23 protein-coding genes and 1 pseudogene are annotated in these 26,082 nt (G+C 65.8%); 17 read left to right on the top strand and 7 right to left on the bottom strand.

Features of this window, described 5'->3' with window-relative positions:
* Nucleotides 1-46 precede the first annotated feature (46 nt).
* Nucleotides 47-844 (bottom strand): annotated as a pseudogene (locus tag BW994_RS08110) (IS1595 family transposase).
* Between the two features lie 373 nt (nucleotides 845-1,217).
* On the bottom strand, nucleotides 1,218-1,967 hold the full coding sequence (locus BW994_RS08105; RefSeq protein WP_029310617.1) for a sulfite exporter TauE/SafE family protein: 750 nt from the start codon (nucleotides 1,965-1,967) through the stop codon (nucleotides 1,218-1,220).
* 152 nt (nucleotides 1,968-2,119) lie between these two features.
* Here BW994_RS08105 and BW994_RS08100 point away from each other — a divergent pair, with 152 nt between their 5' ends.
* The 7 genes from BW994_RS08100 to BW994_RS08070 all read left to right on the top strand — a co-directional run bounded on the left by BW994_RS08100 (nucleotide 2,120) and on the right by BW994_RS08070 (nucleotide 11,783).
* Nucleotides 2,120-3,616 (top strand): LssY C-terminal domain-containing protein, encoded by a 1,497-nt coding sequence (locus BW994_RS08100; protein ID WP_051657132.1) that lies wholly within the window; start codon nucleotides 2,120-2,122, stop codon nucleotides 3,614-3,616.
* Nucleotides 3,613-4,293 carry a heavy metal response regulator transcription factor gene (locus BW994_RS08095; protein WP_029310619.1) on the top strand — a complete coding sequence of 227 codons (681 nt, stop codon included), beginning with the start codon at nucleotides 3,613-3,615 and terminating at the stop codon, nucleotides 4,291-4,293. The genes BW994_RS08100 and BW994_RS08095 overlap by 4 nt, the downstream gene beginning before the upstream one ends.
* Complete coding sequence (locus BW994_RS08090; protein ID WP_245594040.1) at nucleotides 4,286-5,770, top strand: heavy metal sensor histidine kinase; 1,485 nt, start codon at nucleotides 4,286-4,288, stop codon at nucleotides 5,768-5,770. Before BW994_RS08095 ends, BW994_RS08090 begins: the two co-directional genes overlap by 8 nt.
* 78 nt (nucleotides 5,771-5,848) lie before the next feature.
* Nucleotides 5,849-7,234, top strand: a complete 1,386-nt coding sequence (locus tag BW994_RS08085; RefSeq protein WP_245594041.1) for a TolC family protein — start codon at nucleotides 5,849-5,851, stop codon at nucleotides 7,232-7,234.
* Nucleotides 7,231-8,148, top strand: a complete 918-nt coding sequence (locus BW994_RS08080; RefSeq protein ID WP_051657133.1) for an efflux RND transporter periplasmic adaptor subunit — start codon at nucleotides 7,231-7,233, stop codon at nucleotides 8,146-8,148. The genes BW994_RS08085 and BW994_RS08080 overlap by 4 nt, the downstream gene beginning before the upstream one ends.
* Nucleotides 8,145-11,252: an efflux RND transporter permease subunit gene (locus BW994_RS08075; RefSeq protein WP_029310623.1), complete on the top strand. Its 3,108-nt coding sequence runs from the start codon at nucleotides 8,145-8,147 to the stop codon at nucleotides 11,250-11,252. The genes BW994_RS08080 and BW994_RS08075 overlap by 4 nt, the downstream gene beginning before the upstream one ends.
* Nucleotides 11,253-11,276: 24 nt before the next feature.
* The gene (locus tag BW994_RS08070) at nucleotides 11,277-11,783 is read left to right on the top strand and encodes a cupredoxin domain-containing protein (RefSeq protein ID WP_029310624.1); all 507 of its coding nucleotides are present in this window, start codon (nucleotides 11,277-11,279) and stop codon (nucleotides 11,781-11,783) included.
* A 78-nt stretch (nucleotides 11,784-11,861) separates the two neighbouring features.
* On the opposite strand, the gene BW994_RS08065 is transcribed toward BW994_RS08070, so the two are convergent.
* The 3 genes from BW994_RS08065 to BW994_RS20395 are packed head-to-tail and all read right to left on the bottom strand — an operon-like array spanning nucleotide 11,862 to nucleotide 14,150.
* Nucleotides 11,862-12,263 carry a TadE/TadG family type IV pilus assembly protein gene (locus BW994_RS08065; RefSeq protein ID WP_029310625.1) on the bottom strand — a complete coding sequence of 134 codons (402 nt, stop codon included), beginning with the start codon at nucleotides 12,261-12,263 and terminating at the stop codon, nucleotides 11,862-11,864.
* A gap of 1 nt (nucleotide 12,264) precedes the next feature.
* Nucleotides 12,265-12,648, bottom strand: coding sequence for a TadE/TadG family type IV pilus assembly protein (locus tag BW994_RS08060; protein ID WP_029310626.1), 384 nt, complete (start codon nucleotides 12,646-12,648; stop codon nucleotides 12,265-12,267).
* The gene (locus BW994_RS20395) at nucleotides 12,645-14,150 is read right to left on the bottom strand and encodes a pilus assembly protein TadG-related protein (protein ID WP_076454450.1); all 1,506 of its coding nucleotides are present in this window, start codon (nucleotides 14,148-14,150) and stop codon (nucleotides 12,645-12,647) included. The genes BW994_RS08060 and BW994_RS20395 overlap by 4 nt, the downstream gene beginning before the upstream one ends.
* Nucleotides 14,151-14,341: 191 nt before the next feature.
* Between BW994_RS20395 and BW994_RS19165 the strand changes: the two genes are divergently transcribed.
* The 10 genes from BW994_RS19165 to BW994_RS08010 all read left to right on the top strand — a co-directional run bounded on the left by BW994_RS19165 (nucleotide 14,342) and on the right by BW994_RS08010 (nucleotide 23,299).
* Nucleotides 14,342-14,704 (top strand): Flp family type IVb pilin, encoded by a 363-nt coding sequence (locus BW994_RS19165; protein ID WP_139334032.1) that lies wholly within the window; start codon nucleotides 14,342-14,344, stop codon nucleotides 14,702-14,704.
* Nucleotides 14,705-14,784: 80 nt separating this feature from the next.
* Nucleotides 14,785-15,282 (top strand): A24 family peptidase, encoded by a 498-nt coding sequence (locus BW994_RS08050; protein WP_076454448.1) that lies wholly within the window; start codon nucleotides 14,785-14,787, stop codon nucleotides 15,280-15,282.
* Nucleotides 15,279-16,133, top strand: a complete 855-nt coding sequence (gene cpaB, locus BW994_RS08045; protein WP_029310629.1) for a Flp pilus assembly protein CpaB — start codon at nucleotides 15,279-15,281, stop codon at nucleotides 16,131-16,133. The genes BW994_RS08050 and cpaB overlap by 4 nt, the downstream gene beginning before the upstream one ends.
* A complete protein-coding gene (locus BW994_RS08040) occupies nucleotides 16,130-17,632 on the top strand; it encodes a type II and III secretion system protein family protein (RefSeq protein ID WP_051657135.1) in 1,503 nt (500 codons plus the stop codon). The genes cpaB and BW994_RS08040 overlap by 4 nt, the downstream gene beginning before the upstream one ends.
* Nucleotides 17,629-17,949, top strand: a complete 321-nt coding sequence (locus BW994_RS08035) for a hypothetical protein (protein ID WP_029310631.1) — start codon at nucleotides 17,629-17,631, stop codon at nucleotides 17,947-17,949. The genes BW994_RS08040 and BW994_RS08035 overlap by 4 nt, the downstream gene beginning before the upstream one ends.
* Nucleotides 17,946-19,160 carry an AAA family ATPase gene (locus BW994_RS08030; RefSeq protein ID WP_051657136.1) on the top strand — a complete coding sequence of 405 codons (1,215 nt, stop codon included), beginning with the start codon at nucleotides 17,946-17,948 and terminating at the stop codon, nucleotides 19,158-19,160. The genes BW994_RS08035 and BW994_RS08030 overlap by 4 nt, the downstream gene beginning before the upstream one ends.
* 32 nt (nucleotides 19,161-19,192) lie before the next feature.
* On the top strand, nucleotides 19,193-20,569 hold the full coding sequence (locus BW994_RS08025) for a CpaF family protein (RefSeq protein ID WP_051657137.1): 1,377 nt from the start codon (nucleotides 19,193-19,195) through the stop codon (nucleotides 20,567-20,569).
* A complete protein-coding gene (locus BW994_RS08020; protein WP_029310634.1) occupies nucleotides 20,566-21,540 on the top strand; it encodes a type II secretion system F family protein in 975 nt (324 codons plus the stop codon). Before BW994_RS08025 ends, BW994_RS08020 begins: the two co-directional genes overlap by 4 nt.
* Before the next feature lie 38 nt (nucleotides 21,541-21,578).
* A complete protein-coding gene (locus BW994_RS08015; protein WP_051657138.1) occupies nucleotides 21,579-22,523 on the top strand; it encodes a type II secretion system F family protein in 945 nt (314 codons plus the stop codon).
* Entirely contained in the window at nucleotides 22,520-23,299 is a 780-nt protein-coding gene (locus BW994_RS08010; protein ID WP_029310636.1) for a tetratricopeptide repeat protein, read from the top strand. The genes BW994_RS08015 and BW994_RS08010 overlap by 4 nt, the downstream gene beginning before the upstream one ends.
* Before the next feature lie 8 nt (nucleotides 23,300-23,307).
* On the opposite strand, the gene BW994_RS08005 is transcribed toward BW994_RS08010, so the two are convergent.
* Nucleotides 23,308-23,781, bottom strand: coding sequence for a Csu type fimbrial protein (locus BW994_RS08005; protein ID WP_029310637.1), 474 nt, complete (start codon nucleotides 23,779-23,781; stop codon nucleotides 23,308-23,310).
* The gene (locus tag BW994_RS08000) at nucleotides 23,766-26,078 is read right to left on the bottom strand and encodes a fimbria/pilus outer membrane usher protein (protein ID WP_051657139.1); all 2,313 of its coding nucleotides are present in this window, start codon (nucleotides 26,076-26,078) and stop codon (nucleotides 23,766-23,768) included. Before BW994_RS08000 ends, BW994_RS08005 begins: the two co-directional genes overlap by 16 nt.
* Nucleotides 26,079-26,082: the final 4 nt, after the last annotated feature.

Raw genomic sequence — 26,082 nt, 5'->3', positions numbered from 1 at the left:
GCGTCGTGTACCCGACGCTGACTGCCCGTCACATAAAGATTTCTGCTTACCCATAAACCTCCGCCAATTTGAGCAACCGTAGGGCATGGCGGGCGCTTCGATGAGGGCGTAGCCGAGTTGAGGGATCATGCTGGTGCGGTCGTATCGGCGATTGAAGCGGTACTCGAATTCGGCGAGGCATCTTGGCACGTGCTTGGTGCTGATCGCCCGGTAGGTTCCGTTGATCGCGGATTTGATATTGCCGAGGCCCCGAAAATCGCGAAATCGCCTGGCCGGTGAACCCCGCGATACGGCGCAGTTTCAGCCGGACCGGTTTGCCGTCGTCGGTGGTTTCGACCGCCGCGACAAACGGCGTCTTGCCGGGGGCGCCGCGCCCGCGGTTGCCGCCCGAACGCTCACCACTCAGGACCGCATCGTCGATTTGCCCCCGTCCGTTCAGGCGTTTGCGCCCGTCGCGCTCCATCATAGCCTGCTGGATCTTGTGCTTGAGCATCTACGCCGTGGTCTGGCGCACGCCAAGCCGCCGGCCGAGTTCGATCAAGGATATCCCCTGTTTGCCCTGCGTCATATGATACATCGCCCGGAACCAGGTGCGCAGCGGCAGTTTGGTCGAAGCAAACATCGTCCCCGCGATCGGCGAGGTCTGACGGCGGCACGCGGTGGATTGCAACAACCCGCGCGTCTTGACCACGCTGTACGAAGCCCCGCCGCAGACCGGGCAGGAAAACCCATCCGGCCAGCGCAACTTGATCACCACCGGCCGGCATTGCTCCTCAGTGCCGTACAGCCGATCAAATTCGGCCTCGCTCAGCCCCTTCTGCAACTGCACCGCATTGCGCGCCATCGAAAACCTCCGCTCGTGCCTTTGTGTTCCTGTTTTGTGCCAAGCTGGAAGCGGCTGATCAAGATGGGTGAGCAGGCTGTTTTATTAACAAACCGTTTACGTTGGAATTATGTGTGGGCTTCCGACGGGCCGGTTGACGCGGTCGTGTCGGCAACCGAGGGCGTCGCCCGGTTTGGTATGCTGCCATCACCGACATTCCGATGACGCGCGGCGGTCTGTCTCCGGTGGTGATCATGGCGGCGGAAGGGGCCGGTTCACCGGATGTTTGAGCGAGACCCGCGCGCGCATGAGCATGGGCGGCCGCGGGCGCTGGATAAACGATGTTTTCATCGAGCGGCTGTGGCGGTCGTTCAGATATCATTCGGGGAGGTGTTTAAAAATGCGCTGCCGACAGTACCCCTGCGATGCCGGCCAGCCCCACGACACCGGTGATGACATGCGCGAACGTTGCCGGCGAGACGCGCCGCACCGCCAAGATGCCCGTAACTGTACCCAGCCCGGCCGGCGGCAGCAGCCACAGGCCGGAGGCAAGCCACCGCCCCGGCGCGACGCCGGTGCCGAGCGCAATCGCAATCGCGAGCAGATAGCCGAGCAGGTTGAATACGACGAGGATCGACCGGCTCTCATCGACGCCGCGACCCTGCCACGCAACGATCAGCGCCGGCACCGGTCCGCCCATGCTGGTGCAGCCGTTCAGGACCCCGCCCAGACCGGCCCCCGCCGCGAGCGGAACAGCGCCGGGGCGGATTGCGATGCGGATATCGATCACGCGCAGCACCGTCACGCCGAGCGCAACACCGGCAATGATCAGTTTCAACGTGCTCGCATCGATCCATCCGAGCAGCATGATGCCAAGCGGCGTGCCGATCACGGTGCCGATCACCAGCGGCAGGGTTCGGTCGGGCGTAATCGCGTGACGGACCTCGGCGATCACCCCAAGGCTCATCACGGTGCCGAGGACCAGCGCCACGAAAACCACCTGCCGCGGGTCATGCGAGAGCAGCGACATCACCGGCGTGAACACGACAGCAAATCCAAAGCCAGCAAAACCCTTCACAAAGCCGGCCGCGAAAGCCGCCGCGCCGGCGGCGAGGAGAAACCAGGGTGTTGTCGCCAGCAGCATCGTGTTCAGTCCGAAGGGGAGGGCGCGGGTCCGAGGCCAAGCGGCCTGCCGTGCGTGTGCTATGCCATCATCGAGCGCCGGCATCCAGTCGCTGATGGGCGCGGCTCGGCGATGGTGGGCATCCTGCCCGGGTCGGATTAAGACGGGGCGAAATGACGCGTGACATGATCCTGATCGGGCTGGGGCTGGGCGGTCTCGTGCTGCTGGGCGTCGCGGCCGCGCTGGCGTGGGCCGCCGAGGCGGCGGTGCGCGCGCTGGTGCCTATTTTGGCCGTATCCGGCGCGCCGGTGAGCCTGTTGCCGCGCCGCCTGCGCCGCCTGCTCGACCCCGCACGCGCCGAACTGCCCGGTATCGCCGCCCTCGGGGTGCTGCTGGTCGCCAGCCTGTGGCTGCTGTTTGCCGTGATGCAGGACCTGATCGCCGGCGATCCGCTGGTGCACGCCGACCATGCGGTGCTGCATCTGTTGCTCTCGCTGCGGGTCGGCTGGGCGTTGCGGCTGGCGGTGTGGTGCAGTGCGCTCGGCAGCGGCGCGGTCGTGGTGGCGCTCGCAACAGGCATCGTGCTCTGGCTTGACCGGCGGCGCGCCTGGCGCGCCATGGCCTATGCGATCATCGCGGCGATCGGAGCGATCCTGTTCACCGCGGGGCTCGATGTGGTGCTGGGCCGGCCGGCGCCGTTTCTGCGCCCGACCGGGTTGAGCCTGCTGCCGTTTCCGGGCACGCATCTCGCGGTCCTCACCGCCTTGCTCGGTTTCATGGGCGTGGTCATCTGCCGCAACGTCGGGGCGGTGTGGCGGATCGCGATGATCGCGGCCACGCTGGTGTTTCTGGCGGGGCTGGCCGTGGCGCGGCTGTATCTCGGAGCCGATTATCTCTCGACCGCGCTGGAAGCCGTCGCCTTCGGCGCCGCCTGGGCGGTGTTGCTCGGGCTCGTCTATCTGGTGCACCCGGCCGAAGCGGTGCGCCCGGCCGGGCTGGGTGTAATGATCCTGCTCGTGATCATCGGAGTCGGCGGTATTTCCGGCGCGATCGGCCAGCGCGCCGCGCTGCGCGATGCGACGCTGACCAGCGGCAGCCTGACGATGTCGCGCGGCGCCTGGCTGCATGGCGGTTGGGCGCGCCTGCCGCGCCGGCCGCTCTCGCTGCTGGGCCGGTTCGGCCATCCTTTCGCGGTACAGTTTCTTGGCGCGCCGGGCGCACTACGCGAGGATCTGGCCGCGCATGGCTGGCGCCAGCCGCCGCCGTGGCGTGTGGCGACGCTGCTGCGCTTCATGGGCAAAGGTGCGGCACCCGGCGCGCTGCCGGTGGTGCCGCGCTTCGATGACGGGCGGCTGCCCGCCCTGGTGATGATCCGCACCGGCGGCGCGCTGCCGGCCGACCGGCGGTTGGTGTTCCGCCTGTGGCGCTCGCGCGTCATGGTGCCGTCGCGCGCCGGCGGGTTTGCACGCATCTGGCTTGGCGCGGTCTCGATCGAGCGCATCCGCCGCGTCGGATCGATCGGTGCGCTGCCGCGCGCGATCGGCGGCGATGCCGAGGCACAGCGGACCCTGATCCGCGCGATCGGCGCGCCGATCGTGATCGACCGTGCCGATGGCGGTGGCCTGCTCCGCCTCGCTTTCGTCACGGCACAAGGGCCATCCGCGCCATGAAGCTCCTGATCGTCGAGGACGAACCGAAGACCGCCGGGTTTCTGAAGAAAGGTCTCGAAGAGAACGGCTTCAGCGCCGATATCGCGACCGACGGCGCGATCGCGGGTTCGCTGATCCGCCAGGGCAGCTATGATCTGATCATTCTCGATGCGATGCTGCCGGGCGTTGATGGCTGGACCTTGCTGAAAGACATGCGTCTGCGGCGCGATCAGACCCCCGCGCTGTTTTTGACCGCGCGCGATGCGGTGGCCGACCGGGTCCACGGGCTGGAACTCGGCGCGGATGATTATCTGGTCAAGCCCTTTGCGTTTTCCGAACTGCTGGCGCGCATCCGCACCATTTTGCGTCGCGGGCCACAGCGCCAGGCCGCGACGTTGCAGGTCGCTGATCTGGTGATTGATGTGCAGCGCCACCGCGCGCTGCGGGCCGGCCGGCTGCTCGACCTGACGCCGAAGGAGTTTCTGCTGCTCGCCCTGCTGGCCCGCCGCGCCGGTGACGTGATCACCCGCACCCTGATCGCCGAGCAGGTATGGGACATCAATTTCGACAGCGGGGCGAACGTGGTCGATGTGCACATGCACCGCCTGCGCGCCAAGGTGGACGATCCGTTTCCTGCCCGGCTGATCCATACCGTGCGCGGCATCGGTTATGTGCTCGAGGATCGCTCCGGTGCCTGATCAGGGCGGATTGCCGGCGGCGCGTGCGGCCGTGCGGCAAGCTGCGCCGCACGCCGCCGGCTCGATCGTGATCCGCATGACGGCGTGGTATGCCGCGACCAGCTTTCTGCTCATCCTGATCGCGGCGAGCGTGTTGTACGGCACCGTCGCAGGCAATCTGCGCGCGGAGGATCGGCGTATCCTGACCGATACGGCGGCCAATCTGCGGCTGCTGGTGGCTGATACGCCCGCCTTTGCTGCATCCTCGTCTGCCGCGCCAACTGCCGATGCACCGCGCGCATCGTCATCCGGGTCGGGTTTCATCTGGTTCCGGCTGATCGCGCCCGATGGTCGGATCGAGCGGGAAACCGCCGGCATGGACCGCGAGGTGCCGCTGGCCGGTTTCGCGGCGCTGCTGGCGTTGCGCCCCGGTGCCCAGGATTTCGCGACCGTGCAGAACGAGCACGGCGCGCCGTTCGAGCTGTTGAGCGAGCGATTTACCGCGGGTGGCGCCGATGCCATCGTGCAGGTCGCGATCGATCGCGCGCGCGACCAGCGGGTGCTGATCAAGGATCGCGAGCGGCTGCTGTTCATGCTGATCCTGTCGCTCGGCGTGTGCGCCGCGATCGGCTATGCCATCGCGCGGGGCGGTATTCGCCCGGTTGCGCGCATCGCGGCGGCGGCGGGCAGCATCCGCGCCACCACATTGCATGAACGGCTCGACACGTCGGATCTGCCCGGCGAACTGCAATCGCTGGCGGCCACGTTCAACGACATGCTGGACCGGCTGGAAGCCTCGTTCGCGCAGGTCTCGCAATTTTCGGCGGATGTCGCGCATGAACTGCGCACGCCGGTCAATAATCTGCGCGGTGAACTCGAAGTCGCGCTCGGCCGGGTCCGCTCCGCGCCGGACTATCGCGATGTGCTGGGGTCGGCGCTCGAGGAATGCGGTCGGATCAACCGGGTGATCGACAGCCTGCTGTTTCTGGCGCGCGCCGAGGCGGCCGGTGCCGAGCCGCGGCGCGAGGCGCTGGACGTCGCCGCCGAACTCCAAGCGATCCTGGAATTCTACGAACCGGCGGCGCTCGAGTCCGGCATCGGTCTGGCGCTGCGCGCCGATGCGCGGCTGATCGCGCCGTGCGATCGCACGCTGTTCCAGCAGGCGGTCGGTAATCTGGTCGCCAACGCGATCGCCCATACCGGGCGGGGCGGCACCGTCACCGTGGCGCTGGGGCCGGATGCGGCCAGCGCGCCCGCGCCGATGCTGCGGATCGATGTGGCCGATACCGGCAGCGGCATCGCGCCCGCGCATCTGCCGCATGTATTCGACCGGTTCTACCGGGCCGATGCCGCACGTTCGAGCCTCGGCGGCAATTTCGGCCTCGGGCTCGCGGTGGTTCGCAGCATTGCCACGCTGCATGGCGGCACGGTGTCGATCGCGAGCACGCTCGGCATCGGTACCGTGGTCAGTCTGCGCCTGCCGTTGCGCGCGGTGTGAACAAATTTGCGTTTCTGACGATTTCGTCAGGTTCGGGTTCGCGAAACGTCAGGTAGCGCTGGTATCGGCTGGCCCGAGATGGATGCGATGATCGATACGCTCGGCCGGCGGCGCGGCCCATGGCGCTTGGTGCTGCTGACAGTGATGCTGTTGCCGGCGGCGCTGGCCGGTTGCGCGCGCTATGTGCCCCGCCCGATCGATGCGGCCTCCAGCGCCGGCCGGCTTGCGGCGCGGCGCCTCGATGATGCGGCGCTGCGCCGGTTTCTGGCCGCGATGGGCCATCCCGCGCCGCGCTGGGGCATCGGCACGCTCACGCTGGTTGCGGTGTTCGAGCGGCCGGACCTGCGGATCGCGGTGGCGGGCCAGGCGATCGCGCAGGGCGGGCTGGTCGCTGCCACCGCCCTGCCGAACCCGACGCTCGGGCTCAGCCCGACCTTCAACACCGGCGCTGGCCTGCCGTCGCCGATCAAGATCGGTCCGATCGTCGATTTCGTGATCGACAGTTTCGGCGCCCGCGCGGCCGATGCCGCGGCGGCGCGGGCGAATATCGCGGTGGCGCGCGCCGCTATCCGCACCGCCACCTGGCAGGAGCGCGCCCGCGTTCGCGACGCGCTGCTCGCGGTTTGGCAGGCGCGCGCGCAGGCCGCGATCGCGGATCGGGCGGCGCGCACGGCCGCCGCGAGCGGGATTGTGCTCAACCAGCGGTTCGCGGCCGGCATGATCGCGGCGCCGGTGCTCACCGCCGGGCAGATCACCGCCGAACAGACCGGCTTCGCCGCCGCCGAGGCGGCGCGGCGAACCGCGCTCGCGTCGACGCGTCTGGCCGCCGCGATCGGCATGCCGGCGGCGGCGCTGCGCGGCATTCCGCTCGATTTTGCCGCGTTCGATACCGCGTCGCAGCCGCAGGATGTCGCGCCCCTGGCGCGCGCGGCGCTGATCGAGCGGCCCGCGGTGCGGGCGGCGCTCGCTTCGTATCGTGCCGCGCAGGATCGGCTGCGCGCCGCGATCGACCGGCAATATCCGGGCTTCACCATCGGGCCGGGCTATCATTACGACCAGGGTGACAACAAATTCCTGCTCGCTTTGTCGGTGCCGCTGCCGGTGTTCAACCAGAACCAGGGCCCGATCGCGATCGCGCGCGCCGATCGCCGCCGTGCCGCCGCGCGGTTCGATGCGGCGCAGCAGAACGTCCTTGCCATGATCGACCAGGCGCGGGCCGATCTGCGCGCGAGCCAGGCGGCGATGCGTGCGGCTGATCGTAGCGCCGCCGGCGCCGATCGTACCGCCGCCGCCGCCGGACAGGCGTTTCGTGCCGGTGCCAGCGGCAGGCTCGGCCTGCTGGGGGCGCGGCAGGCGGCGATCGTCGCCCGGCAGGATGCGCTGACCGCCCGCGCGCAGGACCTTGCCGCGATCGGCCGGCTGGAAGACGCGCTGCATCATCGTTTTTTCAGGAGCAACCCATGATCCGCCGCGTGCTCGTTCTGGCCGGACTGGCCCTGCTGCCGCTGCCGGCGTTGGCCGGTCCCACCGACCCGGTCGCGGTGATCGCCAGCGGCCCTGCGCTGGCCGGCGGCGTGCGCATTGCGACGCTGGCGTTGACTCGCTTCCAGCCGGCGCGCGTGGCCGATGGCGTCGTCACCGATCCGACCGGTTTGCTGACGCTGCGGGCGGAGCTGATCGACGCCGGCATCCGCGCGCATCTCGCCGCGGCTGAGCTTGCGCGCACCCGCCAATTGTTCCGCGCCGGTCAGAACGTCTCCGCCGCCAGCCTGCAACAGGCAAAGGCCGCCGATGCCCTGGCCACCGCGCGCTGCCAGGCGCTCGCCGCCCAAGCGATCGCGCGGTTCGGCCCGGTGCTGGCCGGTATGATGGCGCGGTCAACCGGTCCGGTCGCCGCCTTGGCCGTCGGCAAGGCGTCGCTGGTCGCGGTGGCGCTCACCGCCAGCCCGCCGTCGCGCGCGACCGCGCGGGATGCCGCCGGGGCGCCGATCACGCTGACATTCATCGGCGCCATGGCGCACGCGCCGGCCGGGCGGATCGGGCCGGGGGCCTATTACCGCGCGCCGCTGCTGCCGGCCGGCGAACCGCTCGCGCTCCGGCTGGATCAGGGCGGTGCCCATCGCGGCTACCTGATCCCGGCCTCGGCGATCATCTATCGGCCGGGGCGTCGGGCGATCTTCATCGAGACCGCGCCGCACCGCTTTACCCTGACGGCGCTGCGCGGCGCCGTGCCGGTGCGGGCGGAGGGCACCTTGCGCTCGTACTTCGTCCGCCGCACGCACCTGCCGCCGCACCCCACCGTGGCGATCGCCGGGGCGGGATTGCTGCTCTCGATCATCGCCAGCCATGAGGGCAAGGCCGGCGGCCGCACACGATGATCGAGGCGATCATCCGCCTGTCGCTGCGCTATCGCCTGCTGGTTGTGTTCGGCATCGGCGCGGTGGCTCTGTTTGCCGCGGCTGCGCTGCCGGCGGCGCATTACGGCGTGTTTCCCGAATTCGCGCCGCCCACCGTGCAGATTCAGACCAACGCTGCCGGCCTTGATCCACGCGAGATCGAGCACGCCGTGACCGACCGGCTGGAACAGGGGTTGAGCGGACTGCCCGGGATCGCCGCGATCCGCTCGGAATCGAGCACCGGCCTGTCGGTGATCAATCTGGTGTTCCACGGCGGCACCGATGTCGCGGCGGATCGCGCGAGCGTCGCCGGCCGGCTGACCAGCCTGACCGCCTCGCTGCCGCCGCGCGCCGTGCCGGTGATCATGCCGCGCCAATCCGCTACCGGCACGGCGGTGGTGATCGGGCTCGATGCGCCGGCGATGCCGCTGATGCGCCTGAGCGCGATCACCCAGACCACCATCCGCCCGGCATTGCTGGCGGTGCCGGGGGTTGCCAATGTCGTGGTGTTCGGCCTTGCGCTGCCGCGGCTCGAAATCCAGTTGAACCGGCGCGCGCTGCTCGCCAGCGGCTTCGGGCTCAACCAGGTTGCCGCCGCCGCGCATGATGCCAGCGCCCTGCTCGGCGGCGGCTTCATCGATACCGGCAACCAGCAACTCCTGCTCGATGCCCATGGCCAGACCCGCAGCGCCGCCGCACTGGCGCAAAGCCTGCTCGGCGAACATGGCGGACTGCCGGTCACGCTCGGCGATGTCGCACAGATCACCACCGCGCCGCCGCCCCGGTTCGGTGCCGCGCTGATCCACGGCAAGCCCGGCCTGCTGCTGATTGTTTCCTCGCTCGCCGGGGCGGATACGCTGCACGTTGCGCATGGCGCCGAACAGGCGCTCGCCGCGATCAGCCCGGCGCTGCGCCGTCAGGGCATCGATATCGACGCCCATGCCCTCGCACCCTCGGGCTTCGTGCGCGAAGCCCTGAGCGATCTGGGCCGGGTGCTGCTGATCGGTGCGGTGCTCATCCTGGTCGTGCTGTTGCTTGCCCTGCGCGACTGGCGGATTGCGCTGATTTCGTTCGTCTCGATCCCGGTGGCACTGCTGGTGGCGACCCTGGTGCTGCGCGCCCTCGGCATCACCATGAACACCATGGCGCTGGCGGGCCTTGCCATCGCGCTCGGTGAGATCGTCGACGATGCGGTGGTCGATATCGAAAACATCAACCGCCGGCTGATCGAAAACCGCGTCCGCGCCATGCCGCTGCCGGTGCTGCGCGTCATCCGCGATGCCTCGGTCGAAGTGCGCGGCGCGATCATTTTCGCAACTTTATGCGTCGCGGTGATGTTCACCCCGGTGCTGCTGCTCGGCGGCGTTGCCGGGCGGTTGTTCGCCCCGCTCGGCATCGCTTATCTGGCGGCGATCATCGCTTCGCTGTTCGTCGCCCTCACGCTCACCCCCGCGCTCGCCGGGCTGCTGCTGGCGCGCCGCACCGGCGGGGTCGCGCATGTGCCGATGCAGTCGGCCCGCAGCGCCTATGGCCGCCTGCTCGATGTCACCGCCCGCCGCGCCGGTCTGCTCGCGTTGATCGCCCTTGTATTCGTTATCGGCATGGGCGCCTCGCTGCCGCTGGTGCGCACCCGGTTTCTGCCGCAGTTCCGCGAGCAGGACATGATCGCCCATTACCTTGCGGCCCCCGGCACCTCGATCAAGACCATGTTGACGATCGGCCGGCACGTTGCTGCCGTTCTGGGCCGGATGCCCGAAGTGGCCGATGTGGTCGAGCATGTCGGCCGCGCGACCCTCGGCAACGGCCACCCCGATGTCAACAAGGCCGAAGTCGATATCACGCTCAGCCGTAGCGGCAACGCCCACAATGCGACGGCGGAGCGCAAAATTCTTGCCGCGATCGATACCGTGCCCGGGGTGCGCTGGTGGGCCAACAGCTTCCTGACCGAGCGCATCCACGAAACCCTGTCAGGCTTTACCGCACCGCTGGTGATTTCGGTCTATGGCGACACGCTCGCCGCGATTTCGGCGGATGCCGGGCGCATCCTGCACAGTATCCGCCCGATCAAGGGCGTCATCGTCGCTGCCGTCGCCGCCCCGCCCAACACGCCGGAACTGTCCATCATACCCAAACGCGCCGCCATGCTGCGCTATGGCGTTACCGCGCGCGCGCTGCTCACCGCCATCCATATGGGCTACGCCGGCGATCGCGTCGGCCAGGTCTATCAGGGCAGCCTGATCGAGCCGATCGTGATCACCCTGCGCCAAGCCCGCCGTGCCGACCCCGATGCGCTGCGCAGCCTGCCGATCGAGGCGATCGATCATCGGATCGTGCCGCTTGGCCTGGTCGCCCACATCCGACAGACCGGCGCGCCGTCGCTCATTTTGCACAATGCCGGGCGTACCGAACAGGTCATTACTGTCCACACGCGTCCGGGCGATGGTGATGCCGTGCTCGCGGCGATCAAGCGCCGCATCGCGGCCCTGCATCTGACCGGCAATGCCTATGTCACCTACGGCGGTAGTGCCGTGGCGGGCGGCGCGGCGCGGCGCTCGCTGGTGACCCACGCGGGCATCGCGCTGGTCGTGATCGCGGCGCTGCTGGCGCTCGCGCTGAAATCGGCGCGGGGGGTGGCACTCATGGCGCTCGGGCTGCCGTTTGCACTGGCCGGCGGCATCGCTGCTGCCTGGCTGTTTCTGGGCGGCACGATCAGCCTGGGCGCGATGGTCGGGCTGGTCACCTTGTTCGGCCTGTCGCTGCGCAACGGCCTGCTGCTGCTGATCCATTACGCGAGGCTGGTGCAGACCGATGGCCTCGCCTGGTCCGCCGCCACCGCGCGGCGCGGTGCGATGGACCGGCTGCCGGCCATTTTGATCACCGCGACCGTCACCGCGATCGGCCTGCTGCCGCTCGCTCTTGCCAACGGCGCGCCGGGGGATGAAATCGAGGGGCCGATGGCCATCATCATTCTCGGCGGCCTGTTCACCGCGACCATGCTCACCCTGCTGCTGCTGCCGCGCCTTGCTTCACGCTACCTGCGGATCGGACCCTCGCTCAACGACGGGTTGGACCCGCCAAGGACCTGATCAAACACACGAAAGGACACGACCATGCATCATTTCACCCGCACCGCGCTCATCGCCGCCACCCTGGCGCTGCCGCTCGCGGCCCAGGCCGCCGCGCCGAAGCCGGTTTATATCCATATGAATGGGGCGAACATGTTCCTCGAAAACCCGGTCGCGGTGCGGCCGGGTCAGGCGGTGGTGTTCGTCAATGAAGATACCGGGGGGCATACCATCATCGGCTACAGCGCGGCCACCGGTAAAACCAGCACCAGCTTCGATGGCGCGGTGGCGGGCACCAAGGGCGCGGCGGACGGGGTGCACACCTATACGGTGCGGTTCAAGCATCAGGGCATCGTGCATTATTACTGTTCGGTGCACGCGATTCTCGCACAGGAACCGGGCGGGCGGACGGTTGCCAAGGTGCGGCCTGGAGTGGACGGGTTCGGTGACCCGATGGCGGGGACGATCATTGTGACCAATGATGCGAAGCTGCTGGCGGATAATCCGAAGACCACGGCGGAGAAGGTTCTGCCGGGATATTTCGGCGGGTGATGGCGGTGCGGGATTGGCGTGGTTCTTGAAAAAGGTACGTCGATACGTATCGGGTTCGTGCCGTGACCATTCCGGATTTCAATTGTACTTGATGAACGAGATCGATGCGACCGACCGCAAGGTACCCGACTGCGTCGTGACGAACGGGATCGTCAGCGAAAACGGATAGGTGCCGGTCACCGTCACGGTTTCGGTGCCGCCGTCGGCGGTGGCCGGGCAGACCGGCGTTGCCGGGGTGAAGGTCGCACCGCTCAAAAGCTGGGCGATTGCCGGATGGGAGACGGTGACGCCGGTTTCGCAGGAGATGGCGGCATCGCGCGCCTGGTAGGCGGTGACGAGGCGGAGGGATTCATCGTCGAAGAAAAAGATGCAGTAGGCGACGATCGCGAAGCAGAGCAGCAGGATCAGGGGCATCACGAGCGCGAATTCGAGGGTGGACAGACCGCGGTGGTCGCGGGCGAGTTGGCTCAAACGTCGCATGTCAGTGCACCTGCTCGACATAGGTGGCCGAGATTGTCGTGATCGGCAGGATCAATGCCGAAAATGCCGCACTCGCGTTGATCGTTACAAAAATCGGCAGCGGCGCCGCGCTGGTGCAGGTGCCATCGCCGCATGTCGCGACCGCCGTTGCGGTTACGCCGCTCCAACTGGCGGCGACGACCGCGGCATCGATGGTCGTCTGATTTTCCGGTTGGCCGAGTGCTGTGATGCCACCCGCGCGAACCGCCTGTTCCAGCCAGATTTTCTGCTGGATCAGATTGCCGAGGTCGAACAGCGCGAGGAGCAGCAGGACCAGCACCGGTGTGACGATGACGGTTTCGATCAGCGCGCCGGCCCGGCGGTCGGTGAGACAGCGGCGGATCATTGCGTCAGTTCCACGTATTGCGGGTGGGGGATTGCTACACCGTCGCTTTGGCAGGCGGCTTGCGACGTCGGCAGGTTGATCGCTGCCTGCGCCGTCGGGAGGGTGACGCTCTGGGCGACGACGATTTCGCAAGGGTTCGGATTTAGCGTCAGGTTGACCGAGACCAGGCCGAGGGAGACGGGCGCATTCGGTGCGTAGATGACGCCTTGCAGATCGTTCAGCACATCGCCGAGGTTGATCGATGTCGTGACGGGGGATGTGATGTCGAACAGCACCCCGTTCAGGGCGCCGCTCGTGCTGTTCACGGCGGGTGCCGTGAGGGTGATGAGGCTGGTGCCGACGCCGAGCGACAACGGGTTGGCGCCGATCTGGACCGTGCCGCCGCTCACCACGAAGGTGACGTTCTGGCCGGACACGATGAGATTGGGACTGATCCCGAGTGCGGAGAGCAGCGGTGCGGTGATGTTGGTCAGTCCTGGGCCTTCGATATCCAGGCCATTCTTCAAAATATAGGTACCGGGTTCGAACGTCGTTACCAACGCGTTGGTGGCGAGTGTATTGTTGTAAGTACCGGGGTAATAGATCGCGGTAACGTTGATCTGGATTTTCAGTAATAGCAAATTCAAGGTAACGCCGGTGATTTGTGGTGCAGGATGAGCCGGGGCGGTGAATGCCATGGTGTTCAACGGCGCGAACGGATTGTTGACCGGCAACTGAAATTCCTGTGGTGGTGTCTGGAAACTCAGCAGCAGATCGTTCAGCAGTGCCTGGATGCCGGTTGCGGTGGTCAGTTCCCCGAGCAGATTCGGCTGGCAACTCGGTGTGCCGACCATGCAGATGCCGCCTGCGGAATACAGGCTGTGAATATAGCTGATCTGGGCGAGGGATAGTTGAACGGCATCGACCGTGGGTGCGTTCGACGCGATGGTGCAGTTACGGATGGTTATATTCAGCAGGTTGATGATCGCCTGGCCGTTCAGCGCCAGAATGCAGACCGGGTTCGAACTGTCCTGCTGGATTGAAGCCGTCGCTTGGGCCGCGATGGTGGGGGCGGTGCTGATCAGGCCAAACGCGATCGAGAAAAAAATAGGTGCGGTCTGGGAGATTGCAGCGGTGACGGTTTGGGTCGCGGTGTCGGGCGTGATGGTAACGGTATAGCCGTTGCCGGTGCTGGTGCAGGCGGTGTTGCCGGTGCTGAAGCCGTTCTGCGCGGCGATAGCGGTTGCGGCGGTGCAGGCGTCGGCGCCGGTGGCGTTGGGGTAGGCGAGGGTGACTGCGCCGGCGATGGCGGCGGCGTCCGCCGCGCTCTGTTCCTGGAACCTTGTGTAATACCAGTCGCCGGCGTCGACGCTGAGCGCGGCGACGGCGAAGACCACGAACAACCACAGGGTGGTCAAGATGAGAACCGAGCCGTGCCGGCTTGCACGCAGGGCGTGCGCAGGTGGCGATGCCAGGGTGGCATTGCAGGTGCTTGCGGGTCTCGAACATGACGAGAAGGTCATTTTTTCTGTCTTAAACTTAGGCAAACGGGCTGATTCATCGGGGTTTTTATGAGTCTCGTGCAAGGGTGACGGGGCGTTATCGCGGTCCGGTGGTATTGTGGCCGTAATATTTTTTGATTTCAACCTAAAATAACGCTTGCAAGTCTCAGTTTTCTGGATAAATGTTAATAACAGGCTTAGGTTGCTGAAAAGTGATAGAAAGCCTGGATACCGGGTTCTCGGCGCAAAATTGCAACGATCCCGCTATCGGACTGATTTTGTGCAACCGGGTAAAAACCAAGGGGTTTTCGTCAATGTGGAACTATGTTCGCCATCATCTGCTGGCTTTGAAGACGGACCGGAAAGGTCTGGAGACGCTCGAGTATGCTGTGATCGCTGCAATCATCATCGGCGTTGGTTTCGCTGGATACAACACGTTGTTTGGTGATGTGCAGACGGCCACCACACATATCGGATCAGCAATTACGACTGCTGCTCCGTCTGGAATGACTGTAACTGGTACTGGTACTGGTACTGGTACTGGTACTGGTACTGGTACTACAAACGGTACCTAATTATTTATAAATAAATATAAGTGTGACTTAACAGGAATAATTATTTGATTGCGAGGCGAGCAGTGCAAATATGTCTGTTTATGATACTCGTACTGTTCGCGCTCGTCGCAGTATCTGACATTGTGACACGGCGGGTCCCTCACTTGTTTGTCTGGGGAGTTGCCACTCTTGTCTTGGCCCTTCGCCTCCCATTTGGGCAGACTGCTATCGCCTTTAGCCTCGCCACCGGCCTCATCGTCTTCGCGCTCCTTTTTATAGCCTACACCCGCAACGCGATCGGTGGCGGGGACGTCAAGCTGCTCACCGCGCTGTCGCTCGGCCTGCCGCCGATCGAAACCGTGCATTTCATCGTCATGACCGCGCTGGCCGGCGGGGTGGTCGGATTGGTCTACCTCGGCCTCGCCAGGCTGCACCCCGTGCTGCGCCATGGGCGTGACCGGTTCATTCTGCGTCGTCTCTTCATCATCGAATGCTGGCGGGCGCGGCGCTATCGCACGGTGCCCTATGCCGTCGCGATCGCGGCGGGTGCGGCCAGCGTGTTGCTGCCGGCGATGCTGCCCGCCCGGTTCGCGCTATGAACCTGCGCCTGGTGGCGGCCGGTGTGCTGATCGTGGCGGCGCTTGGTCTCGGGCTGATCGCCGAGCAGAGTTTTCATGCTGCCGCCGCCGCCAAGCGCAGCGCGAGTGCGCAGTTGATGACCGACATCATCGTCGCCGCGCATCCGCTGCCCGCCGGCACGCTGGCGCGCGAGGCGGATTTCACCGGGGAGCTCATTTTGAAAACCCGCAGGCCCGCCGGGGCGATTCCGTATACGGAGGCGGCCGTTGCTTCGCTGAACGGCGCGCTGGTGCGCCATTATGTCGAAAGCGGTGGGCTGGTCACCCGGGCCGATATTCTGCGCCCGCGCGACCGCGGCTTTCTGGCGGCGGTGCTGCGGCCGGGCACGCGGGCGATCTCGGTCCCGGTCAATGTGGTCAGCGGGGTTTCAGGTCTGATCTGGCCGGGCGATCATGTCGATATCCTGCTCACCGAAACCATGCCCACGGCCACCACGCCGCGCGCGGATCAGGTGTTCAGCGAACTGGTGCTGCGCGATATCCGGGTGATCGCGATCGGGCAGAACATCGTGCAGGGTGCGGCCGGCAATCCACAGGCGACGGCGGCGGCGAGTGCCACGCTGTATCAGACCGTGACGCTGCAGGTCAGCCCGCGCGCGGCGCAGAAAATCGTCGTCGCTCAGCAACTTGGCTCGCTCTCGCTTATCGTCCGCTCTGCACACACCCCGACCGGTGACACGGCGGACACCGGCCCCGCCACCGCCGTGTATGCCTCCACCGTCTCGCCCGCGCTGGCCCGCAGCAGCCACCCGGTCGGGCAGCGCATCAACGTGATCGAGGGCAGCAACCGCCGCGAAGTGGTGCTGCCATGATCCGCCAGATCATTCGAATCGGCTGGGTGTTCGTCAGCCTTGGCGTCTCCGCCGCGTGGGTCCATGCGCGCGCCAACCAAGCTGCGCCGGCCGCCGCTCCGGCCGCCGCTCCGGCCGCGGCACCGGGAGCCCCGATGCCGGAACAACGACAGTTGCTCAATATCGGTGTCGGCGGCGGCACACTGGTCGAACTGCCCGGGCCGGCCGCCAGTGTGTTCGCGGCCGATCCCGATATCGCAAAAGTGCAGCCCGCATCGGCCACCCGCCTGTTCGTCATCGGGGTTGCCAACGGCGTTACCACCATCATTGCCACTACCAAATCCGGCCGGCCGATCGAGCAATTCACCGTCATGGTCGGCAACGGCCGGCAGGCGCCCGCCGCCGGAAGCGCCGCCGCCACGGTTGCCACCGGCCCGGCCACCGCCGCACCCCAGGTGTTGTCCGCCAGCGCGATCAACCAGGCGATCCAGGCGATGATCCCCGGCGCGGACGGAATTGAGGCACGGCGCATCGGCAACACCATCGCCCTCACCGGCATCGCCCAAACCCCGGCGGTCGCGGCCCAGGCTATCGGCATCGTGCACGCCTATGCCGGCAGCGTTCACGTACTCGATCAACTGGCCATTCTGTCGTCCATCCAGGTCAACGTGCAGGTGCGCGTCGCTGAAGTGTCACGCACGCTGATCCGCCAACTGGGGTTCAACTGGCAGGCGCTGGGGCAGGGGCTGCACTGGCAATTCGGCCTGCTTACCGGCCTCGCCAGTTCCGGCGCCATTGGTGCGCAAACGCCGCTGAACGAGGGCAATCAGCTCGGGGCCACCTACACCAGCCCATCCGGACGGTGGAGCGCCACCAGCGTGATCAACGCGCTCGCCCAGAACAATCTGGTCACCATGCTGGCGGAGCCGAATCTCACTGTGGAATCCGGACGTGCTGCCAGCTTTCTGTCGGGCGGTGAATATCCGATCCCGGTGCCTTCGTCCGGCAGCAACACCATTTCAATCGAATATAAAAAATACGGCGTCAGCCTCGTCGTGCGGCCGGTGGTGCTGGCGCCCAACCGGATCAGCCTGAAAATCGAGCTCGAGGTCAGCGCGCTGGACCCGGCCGACGCGGTCACCATCGCCGGCATCGCGGTGCCGGCGCTGACCACGCAGCGCGCCACTACGACGGTCGAACTCGGCAGCGGCCAGAGTTTCGCCATCGCCGGGCTACTCGACAGTACGATGAACCAGACCGGTTCCGGCGTGCCCGGCGTGTCCTCCATTCCGGTGCTTGGCGCGCTGTTCGATTCGACCAATTTTCAACGCAAATCCGAAGAACTGGTCATCATTGTCACGCCCTATCTGGTGCGGCCGGTGAATGCGGCGGCGGACCTTAAATCACCCACCGCCGGCTTCACGCCGGCCACCAGCCTCGAGCAGATCCTGTTCGGCCACGAACTGCCGGTGGGCGATCCGGGCGGCACGCCATTCGATCCGGGGTTCGTGATGGAATGATCACGATACCCCCCGCATCGATGCGTCGCGCCGCCTGGCTGGCGCTGCTCCTCGCGCTCGGCGGTTGCACGCCCTACGCCGCCTGGAACGGCGCGGGCATGTGGCAACCGAGCGGCGCCAACGCGGCCAATCTGCGGGCCATGCTCGCCGCTCCGCATGATCTTGTCGCGGGGCGAGGCACTGATATTGCCACCGGCGCCGAGGCCACCCCACCGATCGAGGCCCTGGACAGCGCGGCCCCCGTCGGTACAACTTCGAGCGGCGCAGCTTCGGGCGGCGCCTATGCAACGACCCCTACCGCGGCCGCCGCGCCATGAAAATCATGCCGCTTGCGGTACCGCTGGCGACCGGACGCTCCGGCCTGACCGAGCAGCGCCTGCTCGCTTTCGTTGGGGACGACGCCACGGAAGCAGCCCTGCGCGCGGGCCTGTCCGACCGGATCGATGAGATGGAGGTGCGGCGCGGCGGCATCCGCGCGGCCATCCGCTGCCTCGAACGCGAGGCCCGGCTCGCCTGGCTCATTGTCGATCTATCCGGTGTCGATCAGCCGTTGCAGGAGCTTGAAGCCCTGGCCGAGGTCTGCCCGCCTGACGTTAATGTGCTTGCGATCGGCGAGCATGCGGGGCTCGATTTCTATCGCAGTCTGACGCGCGACCTCGGTGTCGTCGATTATCTGGTCAAACCGCTGACGCGTGACAGCGTCTCACGCACGTTCGCGCCTCATCTGATCGGCTCGCCGCTCGATATGAGTGGCGAGCGCGGTGGGCGTGTCGTGCTGGTCACCGGCGCGCGCGGCGGCGTCGGCGCCAGCACGATCGCCTATAACCTGGCCCATCAGGCAGCCAACCAGAACAAAAGCCATGTCGTGCTGCTTGACCTGCACCTTCAACTCGGTGCCTTGCCGCTGATCGCCGGGGTCAAGGCCGGTTCCGGCTTGCGGATGGCCCTGGAAAACCCGGACCGGATCGACACCTTGTTCCTCGAACGGGTGGCAAGCCCGGTCGGTGAACGACTGAAAATCATTGCGGCCGACGAACCGCTCGGGCTGCAGATCGAAATGCTCGAAGCCGGCATCGCACGGATCGTGGCTCTGCTCCGGGGTAAATTCAATTATGTCGTGGTCGACCTGCCGATGCCGCTGGTTCGCGGTACCGGCGAATTGCTCAGCATGGCCCGCAAATCCGTGCTGGTGCTGCAACCCGATGTGCTCAGTTTGCGCGGCGCGCGGCTGATCCGCAGCTGTTTCATCGAGGCCAGCGGCAATCATCATGTGCTCGCCGTGGTCAACCGGGCCACAATGCCCGGCGCGCTGGGTGCTGCGATGATCGAGAAAGGACTCGATCGCAAACCCGATCTCGCAATCCCCGATTTCGGTGCCGCCATGGTCGGCTGCGAAAACAATGGCACGCCGGCCGTCGAATCCATCGCCGGTTTCGCGCGCGCGCTCAATCCGCTGATCCACGAACTCACCGGTCACGCCGTCACTGTTGCGCGGCCATCAATGTTCGCGCGCTGGCGGGCCCGTTGATAGCGGCAAACGCCCCCTTTGGGCGACGCAGCGTGGCGGGGGAACGCCCAAGGCAATTTTCCGAGGTCGAGCCCGCGCCGCCGGCTCCAGCGCCGCGTGCGATGCCCGATGCGGTCGATCGCGCCCGCGAGACGATCCGTCTGCTGGTGCTCGATGAAATCGATACCAGTGCCGCCGCCGAACTGCCGCCCGACGAACTGCGCCGTCAGATCGAACGGATGATCCATGATTTCGGCGATACGAGACGCATCGAGATCACCGCCTACGATCAGGCGGTGCTCGCCCAGGAGATCGCGTTCGACATGGTGGGTCTGGGTCCGTTGGAATCGCTCCTGGCCGACGCGGCGGTTTCAGATATTCTGGTCAATGCGCCCGATAACATATTTGTCGAACGCAACGGTCTGCTCACCCGCTCGAACGTACGTTTCCGTGATGCCAATCACGTTGCCCTGATCGCCCAGCGTATCGCATCCTCAGTCGGCCGGCGGGTCGATGAATCGAGCCCGATGGTCGATGCCCGCCTGGCCGATGGCAGCCGCGTCAACATCGTGTTCCCGCCGGTCGCGATCGACAGCCCCTGCTTGTCGATCCGTAAATTCGTCCGAGATCGTATCGATTTGCCGGCCATGGTCGGGCGCGGCAGCATGAGCGAACCAGTCTGCCGCCTGCTCGAAATCGCTGCGCGCTGCCGGTTGAACATCATCATCGCGGGCGGTACCGGTTCGGGCAAGACCACCATGCTCAATGCGCTGAGCAAAATGATCGACAACGGTGAACGCATCGTCACCATCGAGGATACAGCGGAACTCGCGCTGCAACAGCCGCATGTGTTGCGCCTCGAAACCCGGCTTGCCAACATTGAAGGGCGCGGCGAAATTACCCAGCGCGACCTGCTGCGCAACGCGCTGCGCATGCGTCCTGATCGCATCATCGTCGGCGAGGTGCGCGGCACGGAAGCCTTCGACATGCTGCAGGCGATGAACACCGGTCACGACGGCTCGATTTCGACGGTCCATGCCAATTCCGCGCGCGACGTACTGACCCGCATCGAAAATATGGTGCAGATGGGCTCGTTCGGCCTGCCGCAACGTGCAATCCGCTCGCAGATCGCGAGTGCGATCGATCTCGTGGTATTTCTCCAGCGCATGCGCGATGGCGGCCGGCGCGTGCTGCAGGTTTCCGAAGTCTGCGGCATTGAGGGCGACGTCATCACCATGAACGACCTCGCGGCCTTCCAGATCGACCGTGAGGATCTTGCCGGACGCATCCATGGTCATTACGCGGTGTCGACCTATCGCCCGAGCTTCCTTGCGGCGTTGCAATACTTCGGGCTGGAAGCCGCTTGGGCATCGGCCGCGCAGGCGGCCAGTCACCCATCCGCGCGTCACCTCGCGGATCCGGTCACATGATCGGGCCCACCGGCGTTCGAGACAGCGTGTTGGTTCTTGGTCTTATCATCATCGTCGCTTCCGTCCTGCTGCTCACGCAGGATCGAAAAGCCCGCGCCACTGAACGTCGCATGCTCGCGATCATCCACGGCACCGCATCGTCCACAGGCCACTCACCCGATTATCAATCAGTGCGGATCAGTGGCGCGCGCCTGCACGACAGCCCGGTACGACAAACCCTGGTCCGGCTGTTCGGCATCAAACCCGATATCGCGGGCGTTAACCTCATCCCCTGGCCTGCGGTGCTCGCGCTCGCACTGCCGTTCGGCTATCTCTGTTTCAAAATCGCCACGTTCCTGCTCAGCCCTTCGCTTGCCCTGTTCATTGCGATCGGCTGCGGCTTTGCGTTCGCGCGCGGCACCTTCGGTTGGGAGAGCGGGCGCTACCGCCGCAAACTTTACGCGCAAATGCCCGACCTGATTGAACTGCTGATCAGCGCGGTTGCCGCCGGCCTGCCGGTCTCCGGTGCGTTCATCCAGGTCGCAAAACAAATGCCGCACCCCACCGCCGATGAGTTTGCTCAGGTCACCGCAGATATCGCGGTCGGCCGTCCGATCGATCAGGCGCTGATGCGGATTTTCGAACGGACCGATGTTTCGGAGTATGCGATTCTTGCAACCACCGTCGGCCTGCAGGCCGAGGTCGGCGGCCGGATTTCTGAATCGATCGAAAACCTCGCCGTGATCATCCGCGAACGCCGCGCCATAGCCGAACGGGCCGAGGCCCGCGCCTCGGAGTCCAAATTGTCGAGTAATATCCTCGCCATCATGCCCGGTGTGTTCGGGCTGGTGATGTCGAGCATCCACCCCGGCTATCTCGATGTCTTCATTACGAACCCGGGTGCCCGCAAGCTCATCATCATCGCCATCCTGCTGCTGGTGTTCGGCATCGGGCTGATGAGGATGATGGTACGTTGGGGCACGCAGGATTGACTATGCCTAATTTTGCTCACTGGCAGACACCAATCGCCATGTCCACGCTGGTCATCGACCTGATCACCGGCATCGCCCTGCTGATCGCGGCCGCGGTGATCCTGTTGTTGTATGAGGCACGGCACAAGGATGTCGCTGCCCGGATCGACCAGGTGGTCCATCGCGGCAATCCCCCGCCGGCCTCACCGGCGCGCGCCGCCGCCGCGCTCGACCGGCTTCGCCAGATCGGCGATTTCCTGCAACACCACACAAAATTCTTCAGCCCAGGCGAGCTCGCGGCCTTCGAACAGAGCCTCGCCCTCGCCGGGCTCGACCCCCGGCGTAACCTAAGCCTGCTGCTCGGGGCCAAGGCCGTTCTGACGCTGACCATGCCGATCCTCGGCTTCTTTGTCGCTCGCCTTTTGCACACCTCAACACTGATGACGGGCGTCGCCGCCGCCATTGGCTTCGTGGTCGGCCTGCGCGGCGCCTTCGTCATCGTCAGGCTGCTGCGCCGGCCCTATGCCAATGCCGTTCGCCGCGGCCTGCCCGATGGGTTCGACCTACTGGTAATCTGCACCGAAGCCGGCCTCGGCCTGGAAAGCGCGCTCGACCGCGTCGCCGGCATCATGCGCCGCACCAACCTGCCAACCGCGCTGCAACTCGCGAAACTGGCCGAGGAATTGCGTATCATGCCGGACCGCTCGAAGGCGCTCGCCGCGTTCGGCCGCCATTCCGGGGTCGACGGCATGCAGCGGTTTACCACCATCCTGGCGCAAAGCCTGCAATTCGGCACGCCCCTTTCGCAGGCGCTGCGCATGATCGCCGTCGAACTGCGCCGCCAACGCGCCAACCGGCTGGAAGCCCGCGCGAGCCGCCTGCCGGTCTTGCTGATCTTTCCGCTGCTGTTTTTCATCATGCCCTGCATCATGATCGTCATGGTCGGGCCATCCGTGATCTCACTGATGCACACGCTGGGTCAATTGAAGGGCGGACTGAAATGAACCATCGTCGCACCATCCGCGGCGCGTTCTGCGCGTTGGTCCTCCTCGGCCTCGTTGGTTGTGCCGCCGCGCCGCACGATCGGGCCAGCCTGACAATGGCCCGCCGCCTGCAAATTGCCCAGGATGCCGAGAGCGCGGGCAATCTCGGCGAAGCCCTGGTAGTCTACGCCAAGGCCGCGTCCGATCATCCGGCCAACCCCGATCTGCAACTGCGCTACGCCCGTGCCCTACTGCGCAACGGCAGTATCATGCGGGCTCGCGACACCATTTCCCGAGCCCTGACCCATCACCCTGCCAATCGGCGCCTTGCCCGCGAACAAGGCGTCATCGATATCCAGGCAGGCGATCGCGCGCTAGGCGTGGCCGTGTTCGATAACCTGCTGGCGGACAACGCATCGGATTGGAAGACCATGGTCGACAAGGCGGTGGCGTTCGACTTGGCCAAGGATCACGCCGGCGCCCAGCGCCTCTATTGCCAGGCACTTGCCATCGCGCCCAACGCGCCGGGCATCGCGACCGACTACGCCTTGTCGCTGATGCTGCAAGGCAATGTGGCAGCGGCACGTGCTGTCCTCGATCCGTATTTCGTCCGTTACAACGTCCCCACGGCCACCCGCTCTGACCTCGCAGTGATCTACGATGCCACCGGCGACGTCGCGCGCGCCCGGGAGTTGGTCACCGCATCGGAAGCGCGCCGCGCCGTCAATCGGCTCGCAAACGCGCTGCCGCACCAAATGAACAGCACCCCACCGTGCGCGCCGGCATTGCGTTCATGACTGCGTGGTCAGTATTCGATCGTGACGATGATGACATCGCTGTACGATCCAGCATCGATGTTCTGCTCGGGCGGAATGGCGCCATAGAATTGCAAAGTTTGCGAGGATGACAGAATGAAGAGCGGAAAGCTGCCACTGATGACGCCGGTGCCGCCACTGCCATCGCCCCAGACGACGCTGTCCGATGCATTCGTGTAGAGTTGATATGCGAGGGTGGTCGGCGTGCCGCTCATCTGCCGGGCGGTGTAGGTTCCGGCATTGCCGGTGCTCGCAGTCAGCTGATATGAACCGGAAACCGCCAACAGAGCCGTGCACGTCACCGTCACGCTGCCACTTGCCGTGTCGGCACTGCGTGCACCCGGCGCATAGATGCCGAACGCGAGGGCGGTTGCACTCAAGCTGCACGTTGCATTGAGCAAGCTGGCAGCCGCAGGTGACGTCGCCGCGAGTATTCCGAATCCCGCGATCAGAAACCAACGCATCGCAATGGCCCGATCGTCTGCAAAGGTACGGCGAGGTCACGGTAGGCGAACCGCACGCGGCAGTGCGCGCCGTCTGGTGTCACGATCGTCAATCGATTTGTCGGCCGCAGGTGGGTCAGATACATCACGCCGCCATGCCCGACCGGAAATGCGTTACCGGCCAACCGGGCGGTACTCCCGAGTGGCACCGGCTGGCCCCGTGAATCCAGCACCGTCACCAGCGCGGCCCGGCTGCGCTCGAGCGGGAAACGCACGACCACGCCGGCATGTTCGCCCGGTACCACCGTGGCCTCGGTGAACGGCACGGTCACATTCAAGGGCACATCCAGCGGATCGATCGACAATCGGTTGGCGGTAAATGCCGTCAGTCCCGGCACCAGGAGTCGGCCGGCGCCGTCGGTTCGGCCCACCAGCCGGTTCTCGTCCATGACGCGGACCCCGGCAACGCCGCTGGTATCGACCACGGCAAAACTGTCGTTGACCGGAGGCGACAGAAAAACCTGCCGATCGAGCAGCGCCACGGAACCGGACGCTCGGGCCTGCGTGATCAATGCTCCGTCGCTGCGTCCGATGCCGGCCGAAAAATTACCCACGCCCGACTGATACTGCCCTGACGCGAAACCGCTGCCTGCCACGCCGACCGATTGATCGAGCTGGTAGCCAAATTCACCTGTATGATCCGCCGTCTGCTGCGCCTGAACCGCGCCATACCCAGACCCGTTTGCCACCCCCAACTGCGCCCCGCTCGACCGCCGCGCACTGAGCGGGATGGCAATGCCGAACATCACCCCGCTGTCGCCTCGCTGCGCGAAATCGTGATAGCCGGTCGCATAGACTGCCGTGCCGAATGCCTGCGCCGAGTAGCTCACGGTAACGATTTGGGCATGAGTTGCAGCAGTGATCGGCTCGGATCCGGCGATCGTCCCTAACGCGTCAGCGCCTCGCACGGATCGATAATGGGGCGTATCGATTTGCGCGTAGCCGATCCCAAGCGAGCCGAACCGGCCGAGGCGCCGTCCGACAATCGCACTGACCTGCCGCTGCGGATAAGATTGGCCGTTAGCAGCGGCGATATCGGCGAACCGTGGCCCGGCGATGGTCGCCGATGCACCCAGCGTCCATTGCCTGCCGTCGTGCCGCGCGTCGAGCGCCAGGTCGAATCCCGCACGTCCGTCCAGCGAAGACCCCGCAACGTCGAAGCCGACCACGCCGGCATTCGCCACGTCGATCACCGCACCACCCCCCGCCATCAGCAGTCCTCGGGTCGTCTCGCCATGGGTCTCGATCGTGATATCAGGTGCGATCCCTCGCCGCAGCGTGGCTGAACCGACCAACGGGCCATAATCGTTGCTGATCGATCCCCAATTCAGCCGGAGGGCGCCAAGCTCCAGCGCATAAGATGTAAGCCCGGGCCGCAAAAGGTCCGGGCTTGTATAGAAATTGGTGGTGGTGACAGTGTGCCGACCGAGCGCATCGGTTGTCGCGATCGAAATCTGTCCTGCCCCGGTCATCACCGGTATCTGCGCCACTTCGAACGGTCCCGGCTGCAACGCGTGCGTCAGCATCCTGGTCTGATCGACCAGCACGTCGATGGTGGACGGAACCGCAACACTGCCGCTTACACTGGGCAGCGGATAAGTGATCAACCCCGGTTGGAGTCCAAAATTAGAAGCGATCTGCACCCCTGTAAGCCGAACAGGTCGCGACCACGCGAGGCCAGAACCAACGAAATCTCCAAGGCTGACCTGGCGCAGCTTTGATGGCGCGGAATACACATAGGTCGTGTCCAGTCTCACCAGGGCGTTGCCGCCCAGGCTGCCGCGCGGCCCCATTTCGACGAGCGAATCCGCCGTGATGGCGCTGTCAGCGGAAAAGCCGTGCAACGTCAGCAGCCCGCTCGACAGCGTCTGCCCGCCCGAGCGGATCGAGTTCAGATCATAAGTGAAAACCGCCCCCGTGCCGCCGGTGACGGGATACCGCTGCGCAGTGGCATCCGCCTGGATCCGTTGTGTTGCTAGCAAACGTGAAGGTGCAGTCAGGACGATCGTCTGGGTATGAGCGTCGATCCGCCATCGAAGACCAGCAATCGTGCTCAGATCGCATCGGCCGGACCCACAATCCGCCAAGATCCCCATCGCCCTGATCTGGGAAGCGGTGGCGCTGACCCTGCCACCCGCCAACAGGAAGCTTCCGACTTGGCCGGTGTCACGTCCGTTCAACACGACGTCCAGCACAAGAACAGCAGCCGCGCGCGCGCCGGTCGCAGCCCCGACCGTGGCGGCAAGCACTGCAAGCATGAAG

This window comes from Acidiphilium rubrum, from assembly GCF_900156265.1.
Classification (GTDB): Bacteria; Pseudomonadota; Alphaproteobacteria; order Acetobacterales; family Acetobacteraceae; genus Acidiphilium; species Acidiphilium rubrum.
Note: the sequence above shows the minus strand (reverse complement) of the source record. Positions and strands in the feature narration are given on the sequence as shown.